General features: G+C 69.2%; 9 protein-coding genes and 1 pseudogene. 6 read left to right on the top strand and 4 right to left on the bottom strand.

Annotation, left to right across the window (positions count from 1 at the left end; all coding sequences use genetic code 11):
- From eutB to eat, 3 genes are all read left to right on the top strand, one after another.
- Positions 1–994, top strand: a 994-nt coding sequence (gene eutB / locus I71_RS13680) for an ethanolamine ammonia-lyase subunit EutB (protein ID WP_042695409.1), incomplete at its 5' end; no start/stop codon positions are given.
- On the top strand, positions 994–1,770 hold the full coding sequence (gene eutC, locus I71_RS13675; protein ID WP_042695408.1) for an ethanolamine ammonia-lyase subunit EutC: 777 nt from the start codon (positions 994–996) through the stop codon (positions 1,768–1,770). The genes eutB and eutC, both read left to right, overlap by 1 nt.
- A gap of 64 nt (positions 1,771–1,834) precedes the next feature.
- Complete coding sequence (gene eat, locus I71_RS13670; protein WP_042695407.1) at positions 1,835–3,247, top strand: ethanolamine permease; 1,413 nt, start codon at positions 1,835–1,837, stop codon at positions 3,245–3,247.
- Between the two features lie 85 nt (positions 3,248–3,332).
- Here eat and I71_RS13665 read toward each other — a convergent pair whose 3' ends face one another.
- The 3 genes from I71_RS13665 to I71_RS13655 form a co-directional block, all read right to left on the bottom strand.
- The gene (locus tag I71_RS13665; RefSeq protein WP_042695406.1) at positions 3,333–4,559 is read right to left on the bottom strand and encodes a polyhydroxyalkanoate depolymerase; all 1,227 of its coding nucleotides are present in this window, start codon (positions 4,557–4,559) and stop codon (positions 3,333–3,335) included.
- A 252-nt stretch (positions 4,560–4,811) separates the two neighbouring features.
- Positions 4,812–5,621: an endonuclease/exonuclease/phosphatase family protein gene (locus tag I71_RS13660; RefSeq protein WP_049976104.1), complete on the bottom strand. Its 810-nt coding sequence runs from the start codon at positions 5,619–5,621 to the stop codon at positions 4,812–4,814.
- Positions 5,618–7,882, bottom strand: coding sequence for a VTT domain-containing protein (locus I71_RS13655; RefSeq protein ID WP_049976103.1), 2,265 nt, complete (start codon positions 7,880–7,882; stop codon positions 5,618–5,620). The genes I71_RS13660 and I71_RS13655 overlap by 4 nt, the downstream gene beginning before the upstream one ends.
- A gap of 241 nt (positions 7,883–8,123) precedes the next feature.
- Between I71_RS13655 and I71_RS13650 the strand changes: the two genes are divergently transcribed.
- Complete coding sequence (locus I71_RS13650; RefSeq protein WP_042695404.1) at positions 8,124–8,516, top strand: NifB/NifX family molybdenum-iron cluster-binding protein; 393 nt, start codon at positions 8,124–8,126, stop codon at positions 8,514–8,516.
- 16 nt (positions 8,517–8,532) lie between these two features.
- On the opposite strand, the gene I71_RS13645 is transcribed toward I71_RS13650, so the two are convergent.
- Positions 8,533–9,237, bottom strand: coding sequence for a sensor histidine kinase (locus I71_RS13645; RefSeq protein ID WP_042695403.1), 705 nt, complete (start codon positions 9,235–9,237; stop codon positions 8,533–8,535).
- A gap of 222 nt (positions 9,238–9,459) precedes the next feature.
- On the opposite strand from I71_RS13645, the gene I71_RS13640 reads away from it, so the two are divergent.
- Both I71_RS13640 and I71_RS13635 read left to right on the top strand, forming a co-directional pair.
- On the top strand, positions 9,460–10,518 hold the full coding sequence (locus I71_RS13640) for an esterase-like activity of phytase family protein (protein ID WP_083897148.1): 1,059 nt from the start codon (positions 9,460–9,462) through the stop codon (positions 10,516–10,518).
- 105 nt (positions 10,519–10,623) lie between these two features.
- Positions 10,624–11,069 (top strand): annotated as a pseudogene (locus tag I71_RS13635) (EamA family transporter); the annotation flags it as partial.

Here is an 11,069-nt window from a genome sequence, read left to right as displayed (position 1 = left end):
CGATCTGGTCTCGGTCGCCGCCAAATGCTCGGTCGTCACCCGCTTCCGCACCACGGTCGGGCTGCCGGGGCGGCTGTCGAGCCGGCTGCAGCCCAACCACCCGACCGACGACCCGACCGGCATCGCCGCCTCGACGCTGGACGGGCTGCTGTATGGCATCGGCGACGCGGTGATCGGCATCAACCCGGCGACCGACAATGTTCCGGCCTGCATCGCGCTCTTGAAGATGCTGGACGCCGTGCGCACCCGCTTCGACATCCCGGTGCAGTCCTGCGTGCTGGCCCATGTCACCACGACGATGCAGGCGATGGAGCGCGGGGCGCCGGTCGATCTGGTGTTCCAGTCCATCGCCGGCACCGAGAAGGCCAACCGCGGCTTCGGCGTCACCCTGTCGCTGCTGGCCGAGGCGCAGGAGGCCGCCAAGTCGCTGAAGCGCGGCACCATCGGCGACAACGTCATGTATTTCGAGACGGGCCAGGGATCGGCGTTGTCGGCCGACGCCCATTTCGGCGTCGACCAGCAGACGGTGGAGACCCGCGCCTATGCCGTCGCCCGCGCCTTCGACCCGCTGCTGGTCAACACGGTGGTCGGCTTCATCGGCCCCGAATATCTCTTTGATGCCAAGCAGATCACGCGGGCCGGGCTGGAAGATCATTTCTGCGCCAAGCTGCTCGGCGTGCCGATGGGCTGCGACGCCTGCTACACCAACCATGCCGAGGCCGACCAGGACGACATGGACGTCCTGATGACGATGCTGGCGACGGCGGGCGTCAATTTCCTGATCGCGGTGCCCGGCGCCGACGACGTCATGCTGAACTACCAGAGCCTGTCCTATCACGACGTGCTCGGGCTGCGGCATCTGCTGAAACGCCCGCCGGCCCCGGAGTTCGAGGCGTGGCTGGACAAGGCCGGCTGGCTCGACGAGCAGCGCCGCCTGCCGCCCTGGCCCGACCAGAGCCTCGTCGTCTCCGCCCTGCTGGGGAGTGCGGCCTGATGAGCGACACACCGAAGGATAACCCTAAGGATCCGTGGGCCCGCTTCCGCAGCGCCACCCGCGCCCGCATCGCGCTGGGCCGCAGCGGCGACGCGCTGCCGACCAAGGCGCTGCTGGAGTTCCAGCTGGCCCACGCCCGCGCGCGCGACGCCGTCCATAGCGCGGTCGATTTCGACCGTCTGGCCGCCGACCTGTCGCCGCTGGCGACCATCCGCGTCCACAGCGCCGTACCCGACCGGCCGACCTATCTGCGCCGGCCCGATCTCGGTCGCCGGCTGGATCCGGCCGGCGCCGCCGCCCTGCCGGCGGGGGAGTGGGACCTGCTGTTCGTGATCGCCGACGGGCTGTCGGCCGCCGCGGTGCAGGTCAACGCTGCTCCGCTGATCCGGGCCTGCACGGCGCGGCTGGGGCATCTGCGCATCGGCCCGGTGGTGCTGGCGGAACAGGCCCGCGTCGCGCTGGGCGACGAGGTGGCATCGGCGATGGGCGCCCGGCTGGTGGCGCTGCTGGTGGGCGAGCGGCCCGGCCTGTCGGCCGCGGAATCGCTGGGGGTCTATCTGACCTGGGATCCGAAGCCCGGCCGCGCCGACTCCGAACGCAACTGCATATCGAACATCCATGCCGACGGCCTGTCGATCCAGACGGCCGCCGACAAGCTGTGCTGGCTCGCCACCGAGGCGGCGCGGCTGAAACTGACGGGGGTCGCCCTGAAGGAGGACGCCCCGTCGCTCGCCGGTCCGGACAACCAGAAAAACCAACTGACCGGCCGGTCGTGAGAGAGCGCCGCCATCGGCACCAATGCCGTGACTTTCAAAGCCTTGAACAGGGGCAGGAGGCATCATGTCTGGGAACACGAAACCTGAATTGAGCAAGAGCCTGAGCGGGCTCCATCTGTGGGGCATCGCCGTCGGGCTGGTGATCTCCGGCGAATATTTCGGCTGGAGCTATGGCTGGGCGGCGGCGGGGACGCTGGGCTTCCTCGTCACCACGATCCTGATCGCGGCGATGTACACCACCTTCATCTTCAGCTTCACCGAGCTGACCACCGCCATCCCCCATGCCGGCGGTCCCTTCGCCTACAGCTACCGCGCCTTCGGTCCGAAGGGCGGCTTCGTCGCCGGCTTCGCCACGCTGATCGAGTTCGTCTTCGCCCCGCCGGCCATCGCGCTGGCCATCGGCGCCTATCTGAACGTGCAGTTTCCCGGACTCGACCCGAAGACCGCCGCGGTCGGCGCCTACATCCTGTTCATGGGGCTGAACATCGCCGGCGTGTCGATTGCCGCCACCTTCGAGCTGTTCGTCACCATCCTGGCGATCATCGAGCTGGTGGTGTTCATGGGCGTCGTCTATCCCGGCTTCTCCTGGGCCAACTTCACCGCCAACGGCTGGGCGGGGCAGCCCAGCTTCAGCAAGGACGCGCTGGGCGGCATCTTCGCCGCGATCCCCTTCGCCATCTGGTTCTTCCTCGCCATCGAGGGTGCCGCCATGGCGGCGGAGGAGACCAAGGACCCGAAGCGCACCGTGCCGCGCGCCTATATCGGCGGCATCCTGACGCTGGTGGTGCTGGCCTTCGGCACGATGATCTTCGCCGGCGGCGTCGGCGACTGGAACGCGCTGTCCAACATCAACGACCCGCTGCCGCAGGCGATGAAGGCGGTGGTCGGTGAGTCGAGCGGCTGGCTGCACATGCTGGTGTGGATCGGCCTGTTCGGCCTGATCGCCTCTTTCCACGGCATCATCATGGGCTATTCGCGCCAGATCTTCGCGCTGTCCCGCGCCGGCTTCCTGCCGCCGGTGTTCGCCCGTCTGCACCCGACGCGCAAGACCCCGCATTGGGCGATCCTGGCCGGCGGCGTGATCGGCATCGCCGCCATCTATTCCGACGAGCTGATCCAGATCGGCGGCCAGCCGCTGACCGCCAACATCGTCACCATGTCGGTCTTCGGCGCCATTGTCATGTACATCATGAGCATGGCGGCGCTGTTCCGTCTGCGCACCACCGAACCGGCGCTGGAGCGTCCGTTCCGCGCGCCCTTCTATCCGGTGTTCCCGGCGATCTCGCTGGTGCTGGCGGTGCTGGCCCTGGTGACGATGATCTACTACAACACGCTGGTGTTCGGGCTGTTCGTGGCGCTGTTCGCGCTGGGCTACCTGTTCCATCTCGCCACCGCCGGCATGCGGCTGAAGGCGGGTGGCGGCGCCGGGCTGACGCACATGGATGCGTTCACCGAGGCGCGGACGATGGTCGATTGAGGCGGTCGATTGAGGCGATGGATTGAGAGTTTAGGCTGGTTGACGTCAGGGAAGGGGGCGCCGGTTATCGGCGCCCCTTTCGCTTTCACTGCCCATCGTGGCTTTGGATGAAGCTGCGGATTTCCGGCAGGATGCTTTCGCGCCAGCGGCGGCCGTTGAAGATGCCGTAATGGCCGACGCCCTTCTGGAAATGCGTCTTGCGCATGTCGTCCGGCAGCGACGAGCACAGGCGATGCGCCGCGATGGTCTGGCCGGGGGCCGAGATGTCGTCCAGCTCGCCTTCCACCGTCATCACCGCGGTCTTGCGGACAGCCGCCGGTTCCACCCTGCGGCCACGCGACATCATGGTGCCGTTGGGCAGGGCGTGCTTCTGGAACACCGTCTCGATGGTCTGCAGGTAGAAGTCCGCCGACAGATCCATCACCGACAGATATTCGTCGTAGAAGCGGCGATGCTGCTCGGCCGAATCGCCGTCGCCGCGGACGAGATGGCGGAACAGGCCGACATGCTCGTTGATGTGGCGGTCGAGATTCATCGACATGAAGCCCGACAGCTGGATGAAGCCGGGATAGACGCGGCGGAAGGCGCCCGGATAATAGACCGGGACCGTGGTGATCACCCCGCGCTCGAACCACTTCAGCGGATGTTCCATCGCCAGCTTGACCGGCGTCGTCGGGTTGGCCATCGGGTCGATGGGGCCGCCCATCAGGGTCATGCTGCGCGCCTGCACCGGCTCGTCCGCCGCCGCCATCAGCGACACCGCCGCCATCACCGGCACGGCCGGCTGGCACACCGCGATGACGTGGGTGTTGGGGCCGAGGAAGCGGATCAGCTCCGCCACCGTGTCGATGTAGTCGTCCAGGTCGAAGCGCCCGGCCGACATCGGCACCAGCCGCGCGTCGATCCAGTCCGTGATGTAGACGTCATGGTCGCGCATCAGCGCTTCCACCGTGCCGCGCAGCAGCGTGGCGTGGTGGCCCGACATCGGGGCGACCAGCAGCACCTTCGGCTGGCGCGGCGTCCCCTCCGGCTTGGCGAAGTTCAGCAGCTTGCAGAAGGGCGACTGCCAGACGAAGCGTTCGGTGACCGGAACGGTCCGACCGTCGACCACCGTCTCCGCCAGCCCGAAGGCCGGCTTGCCGAAGCGGCGGGTCGTGCGCTCCACCAGCTCGGCCCCGGCGGCGACCGCCCGGCCCAGCTTGGTGTAGGACAACGGCATCAGCGGATTCTGGAAGGTGTGCTGGGCGGCTTCGGCCCAGAAGCGCATCGGCCGCATGGCGGCGTGTTGCATGTCGTACAGGTGATACAGCAAGTCAGATCCTCACGTCACGGCTAACCCCCGGTCGGCCAGGGTCGGTCATTCCTTCGACCACTTATTGATCGTATTACCAACCATATCCTTCGTCGGGGATCGCGTATAGGTCAAGAGCCTTTTCGCGTTGCAAAGCTCTGTTGTTGAAAGAACATTGCGGTGCACAAAAAAATATCAACCGCAACAATTCCCTTATGACCTGCGCGCAGGATTCCGTTGGTCATACTGACGTTTTGTAACCGCTTCCGACGATCAGGGGACGGCCAGCACCGCGCGGACCGGCAGATGGTCCGATGCCCGACGGGTGAGGATGGTGCGGATCACCTCGAACGCGGGGATTTGCAGACCCCCGGTCACATAGATGCGGTCGAGCCGCAGCGTCGGCATGCGGGCGTGGAAGCTGCGCGGGTTGGCGACGTCGGCGAAGGAGGAGGCCAGTTGGCGCAGCCGGGGGGAGCTGGGCGTCCATTCGTTCAGGTCGCCCATGAACAGGGTGGGGAGGTCCGGCCGGCTTTCCACCCGCGACAGGACCTCGCCGACCTGCTTGGCCCGCTCCCAGGGATCGAGGCCGAGATGGGCGACGATCACCCGGACGGGACGGCCCTGCACCTCCACCACCGCGTCGATGCCGCCGCGCGGCTCGCGCTTGCCGACGGACAGGTCCAGCGTCTCCATCGACCGCACCGGCAGGCGGGTCAGCAGGCAGTTGCCGTAATGGGCGCGCTCGCTGTGCTTGGTCGGGCCGGCATAGGCTTTCAGCCCGGTGTTGCGTTCGAGGAAGGCGAACTGGTCCATCCCCGATTCGCCACGGTGATGCCAGCCGACCTCCTGCAGTCCGATCAGGTCGACGTCCAGGTCGCGGATCACCTGGGCGATGCGGTCGGGGGCGAAGCGGGCATCCAGTCCGACGCAGCTGTGGATGTTCCAGGTGGCGACGCTGAAGGCCGTCATGCCGTCGGGAACGGGGAGGCTGCGGCGGTCGGCACGGCGGGGACGTCGGGAACGGGCTGCGCGCAACGCGGCGGCGATGCGCTGGACACGGTCACGGCTGAAGCGGATCACGGTTCAGAATTCCTTTCGTCTGCCCTGTCGTCTTGCCGGTTGCGACCGGTCTTGCTTCCGGCTGACCGGCCGAGAAGCCGGCCGGTCAGCCAGCCAAGCCCGATCGCCACCGCCGCCATCGCCATCAGCAGGGCGATGTCGCCGGCCCCGGGGTTGGTGATGGTGCGCTCAAGCTGGTGCCCGAGCAGGTTGAAGGCAAGAATGCCGGGCGCAAGACCGACCATGGTGCCGATCACATAATCGCCGAAACGCAGCCTCGACGCACCGGCGGCGAGGTTCACCACCGTATAGGGCGCCAGCGGGACGGCCCGGATGCCGGCCACCGCGGCGATGCCGCTGTCGGCCAGCCTGTCGTTGAGGCGGGCGATCAGCGGGCCGCCATGGCGGTCCAGCAGGTCGCGCCCGGCCATCCGGCCGGTCCAGAACATCGCCACCGCCGAGGCGACCGCCCCGGCCATGGCGGTGGGAAAGCCCCACCACGGCCCCATGACGATGGCGGTGGCGGCGATCATCACCGTCAGCGGGAACATGACATAGCCGCCGGCGATATAGGCCAGTGTCAGCCACAGCGGTGCCAGCGGGCTGTCGCCCAGGCTGTGGAAGGCCGACAGCACGGCATCGAGCGTCGCCCATTCCTTCAGCGCGCTGTAGCGCCACATGCCCCACAGCCCCAGCAGCGCCAGCATGCCGGCCAGCGTCAGCCAGTGGCGGGTGCGCGGGATGCGCGACGGCAGCACCCGGCGCACGATCTCCACCGCGCCGACCGGATGTTCGGGATCGAAGACACGGGCATCGGCCACCGCGGCGGCCAGCCCGTCCGGCTCGGGATCGCGCAGCGGCTCCAGCGTGCGGCCGATGGGCTTGCGCAGCGACTCGATGGCGGCGGCGAGCGAACCCAGCCGCAGGTGCGCCGCCGCGACCTCGTCCGGCGTGGCGCCCAGATGCTCGGCGATCAGGTCGTTGCGGGTGTGCAGGATGGCGCGGCGGGTCTCCGCATGCTCCGGCCCCGGCCCGGCCTCCAGCGCCAGGTCGCATTCGGTGTCGAGCCCCATCGAGCGGTTGTTCAGGTTGGCCGAGCCGATGCGCAGCAGCCGGTCGTCCACCACCATCACCTTGGCATGGACGGTGATGCAGGCGCCGCCGTCGGTCAGGGCGGCGAACAGGCGGAAGCGGCCATGGCGGTCGGCCTCGCGCAGTTCGCGGGTCAGCCGGGCGCGGGCGCCGAGCATGACGGTGTTCTCCAGCCAGCTGGTGGTGCGCACCGGGTTGACGACGATCACCTCCGGCCCGTCCTCCTCGCCCAGCCGGGTCTTCAGCGCCTCGGCCACCGCCGACGAGGCGAAATACTGGCTTTCCAGATAGATGACGTCGCGCGCCTGGGCGATGGCCTCCAGATGGAGCGCCTCGACCTCGCGCACCTCCTCGCGGCCGTTGCAGGCGGGGTCGGTGCGGGCGATGCCGACGCGCACGCCGCGCAGCATCGGCTCGAAGCCCGGCGGCCAGGGGTCGGCGGCCAGCGGATGCCGCCTTGCCGGGCGGCCGGGCTGCGGGGCGGGGGGCGCCAGCCGTTCGCCGGTCGCCCGCGCCCAGCGGTCGCGGAACATCTCGCCCAGCGCGCGGGCGGCGTCGCCGTCCACCGCCATCATCACGTCGTGGAACGGCTCGTAGGGCTTGCCGTCGGGCTGGCGCCGCCGCGGGTCATGGGCATGGTGGGCGCGGGTGTCCCAGCGGTTGGCGGTGACGTCCAGCCCGCCGCAGAAGGCCAGCCGGTCGTCGATGACCAGCAGCTTCTGGTGATGGCAGGCGCCGGTCGGGTGGTCGCTGTCCAGACGGTATTGCAGCCGCCGGTGGGTCAGCCAGTTGCGCAGCATGAAGGGGTGCGACCAGCGGGCGAGGTCGAACAGCTCGGCATAGTCCCACTTCAGCACATGGATGTGCAGGTCGGGGCGGGTGGTCGCCAGCCAGTTCAGCAGCGTGCCCAGCCGGTCGGGCCGGCGCGGCCGGCGGGTCTGCGGCATCAGGCGGATGCGGGCGTCGAAGTCCCAGGCGGTCATGTAGATGCTGCGCCGGGCGCGCCGCATGGCGGCCTTGGCCAGCGCGAAGTAATCCTCGGCATCGACGATCACGCCCAGCCGCGTGGTGTCCTCCACCCGCCAGCAGGTCCGCCCCGGCTGCAGGATCGGCTGCAGCATGGCACCGGCCCCGGCGATGTCGGGCGGCGATCCGTCTGACGGGAGGGGCTGGGGAGACTGGGCGTCCATGGTGTCCGATCGGGTGCGTGTCCTGGGTCATAACATGTGGGGAGGCCATTCCTTCCCCACCTTTCGCCATTTGGTGAAAGCCGTTGGGAATTGCAGCCACCCAGGCCACGCCGGCGGTCGAAAAAACCGGGGCGACGAGGGGACCATGCCCGCCGATTGACCTTGCTCAATTGCGGACCGGGCGCTGGGCGTGCCAGGAATGCACCTTCGCCGGCACCCAGTTTCGAGGGGACCGCAAAGCATGAAGTTCGCCGTCGGCACCAAGGATTTCGCCACCATCGCCACCCATGGAGGCCGCACCCGCCGCTTCCTGGTCTATGAGGCCGAGGCCGGCACCGACCCGGTCGAGACCGGCCGGATCGAACTGGGGGAGCAGGAGGTGCTGCACCTCTACGGCGACGGCCGGCCGCACCCGATCGACGCGGTGCGGGTGGTCGTCACCGGATCGTCCGGTGCCGGTTTCGTCGCCCACATGAAGCGCCGCGGCATCGAACCGGTGACGACGACGGAAACCGATCCGCTGCGGGCGATCCGCGGCTGGTTCGCCGGCACGCTGGAGCCGGCGCCCGAGCCGGCGCACCCGCATGAGCATGAGGATGGCGATGGCGGCGACGGCAGCGGGCACCGTCACTGATGGCGCCAGGGCGCTGTTAAACCGGGAAGCTGACGCTGGCGGTGGTGCCGGCGGCGTCGCTGTCGGTGGACAGCGTGTCGCCCAGCTGGCCGGCGAGCGCCTCGGCCAGCATCAGCCCGTCTTCGGCCGTGGTGTCGAACCCGGCGGGCAGGGCGCGGCCGTTGTCCTCCACCGTCAGGCGGGCACGGCCGCTGTCGCCCTGCTGGCGCACAGTGATGCGGATCCAGCCATCGTCGGGAAAGGCATGGTGCAGGCAGCTCGTCACCAGCTCGGCGATGATGAGGCCGAGCGGCATCGCCTCGTACAGGCCGATCTGGATCGGGTCGGAGTTGACGGTCACCGGCACCCGCGACAGGGCCCCCGGCGTGCCTTCCCGCACCGCTTCGCACAGCGCAGTGACGTAGCGGCCGAGATCGACATGGGTGCCGGCGCCGCTCTCGTGCAGCTGGCGGTAGAGAATCGCCAGCGCCTCGATGCGGACCATGGTCTGTTCGTAGGCGGCGCGGGCGTCGGGGTCACGGATGCGGCCGGCCTGCAGCTTGAGCAGGCTGATGACAAGCTGCAGGCTGTTCTTGGCGCGATGCTGCAGTTCGCGCAGCTCCGCTTCCAACTCCTGGATGCGTGCCGTCAGCCGGTCGGCCGGGGACGCGCCGGACGCGGTGCCGTCGCCGGTCTGGTCCGGAGGAGAATAAGCGGTCTGCGACCGCGGCAGCATCGGCATGGGAACGGACTCGGCTCGATCGTCATGGATAAGCATCGTCGAAAACAACCGTCAATCTAAGCGCTTGTCCAGCCTGCCCCATCGGTTCTGAGGGAGTAACCCGCCGCGCCTAGCCGATATGATGGGGGCCGACGGGGCGGTTGCGCCGCATCCTGCCGTCTGCCCGAGGCGACGCTCCAAAGAAATATTGTATCCGTCGGTTGCACTGACAAGAGTGGCGCGATGATGACATGCAAGACATTGAGCCGCAGGACTCTGGCCTGGAGCCTGCTGCTCGTCGCCCTGTCGGGCGGCTGCGCCGCCGTGGTCGGCGCCGGCGGGGGGGAGGCCGACTCCGTCACCGCCTCGGCCGTGCCGCTCGACAGCGGGCGGCCGGACAGGGGGACTCTGGGGCCGCTGCGCTTCCTGGGAGGGCTGGACATCGCCGGGGGCGATCGGGTCGGCGGGCTGTCCGGCTTGTGGGTGGACCCGGCCGGCGTCCGCTTCGTCGCCATCGGCGACACCGGGCTGGTGGTGGATGGCCGGCTGCAAGGCGGGGCCGACGGCCGGCTGACCGGCGTGTCGGAGGTCCGCGCCCGCCCGCTGACGGTGGAGGAGGGGATCTCCCACCAAAAGAGCCGCACCGATGCCGAGGATCTGACGCGCTTGCCCGACGGCGGCTGGCTGGTCTCGCTGGAGCGCGACCACCGTATCCTGCGCTATACCGGCGGCGGGCAAGGGCCGGAGGGGAGTCCGACGCCGATCCCGCGGCCGCCGGGCATGGACAGCACACCGGAAAATGGCGGGCTGGAGGCGCTGACCCTGCTGCCCGACGGCCGGCTGCTGACCATCGAGGAGGGGAAGGAGGACGGCCGTCAGGAGCGCCGCGCCTGGATCGCGAAGCCGGGTCTTGCCGGAGACGGCCTGCCGCGCTCCGCCGACGACTGGCAGCCCTTCACCTATCGGACGGCCCCGCGCTATCGCCCGACCTCCGTCGCCCCGCTGCCGGACGGCGGCGCGCTGGTGCTGGAGCGCCGGGTGTCGCTGCTGGGCGGCTGGTCGTCGCGGCTGGTGCGCGTGGCGGCGCGGCAGCTGACCGCCAGCGCCGTGGCCGGCGCCGTGGTGGACGGGGAGGAGCTCGGACGTCTGGAGGCGCCCCTGGTGAACGACAATTTCGAAGGCATCGCCACCCGCCCGGGGCCGGCGGGGGAAACGCTGGTCTATCTGATCTCCGACAACAATTTCAGCTCGCTCCAGCGCACCTACCTGCTGCTGTTCGCCCTGCACGGCCCGTCTTCCTGACCCTTGGGGTCCGACCAAAGTCGGAGAGGGGGGCAGCGCTGGGTATTTGACAGGGCGTTGGCCCTGCGGCTAGCTGGGCGCGACTCGTTGCAAGGAAAAACAATTGTGGCAGCGAACGATAAGAGGGGGGCTGTTCCGGCGCCGGCCGTGCCGGGTGCGGGGTGGGCGGCGCTGCTGACGCTGCTGGCGATGCTGGCCTTTGCCGCCAACTCCATCCTGTGCCGGCTGGCGCTGACCCAGACCGCCATCGACCCGGCCAGCTTCACCCTGGTGCGGATCGCGTCCGGTGCGGCAAGCCTGTGGCTGATCGCCCGCGCGACCGGGCATGCGAGGTCGGGGGCGGGAAGCTGGCGCGGCGCCGCGGCGCTGCTGGCCTATGCCGCCGCCTTTTCCTTCGCCTATCTGACCATGACGGCGGGGACCGGCGCGCTGCTGCTGTTCGGATCGGTGCAGGCGACCATGATCCTGGCCGGGCTTTCGCGCGGCGAACGGCTGGTGCCGCTGCAATGGGGCGGGCTGGCGCTGGCGCTGGGCGGGCTGGCCCTGCTGCT

The sequence above is a fragment of the Azospirillum sp. B506 genome, assembly GCF_000333595.1.
GTDB lineage: Bacteria > Pseudomonadota > Alphaproteobacteria > Azospirillales > Azospirillaceae > Azospirillum.
Note: the sequence above shows the minus strand (reverse complement) of the source record. Positions and strands in the feature narration are given on the sequence as shown.

Coding starts and splice junctions, on each gene's coding strand:
- I71_RS13645 (WP_042695403.1), bottom strand. CDS start 9,237: ATGCCGATGCTGCCGCGGTCGCAGACCGCTTATTCTCCTCCGGACCAG.
- eutC (WP_042695408.1), top strand. CDS start 994: ATGAGCGACACACCGAAGGATAACCCTAAGGATCCGTGGGCCCGCTTC.
- eat (WP_042695407.1), top strand. CDS start 1,835: ATGTCTGGGAACACGAAACCTGAATTGAGCAAGAGCCTGAGCGGGCTC.
- I71_RS13650 (WP_042695404.1), top strand. CDS start 8,124: ATGAAGTTCGCCGTCGGCACCAAGGATTTCGCCACCATCGCCACCCAT.
- I71_RS13655 (WP_049976103.1), bottom strand. CDS start 7,882: ATGGACGCCCAGTCTCCCCAGCCCCTCCCGTCAGACGGATCGCCGCCC.
- I71_RS13640 (WP_083897148.1), top strand. CDS start 9,460: ATGATGACATGCAAGACATTGAGCCGCAGGACTCTGGCCTGGAGCCTG.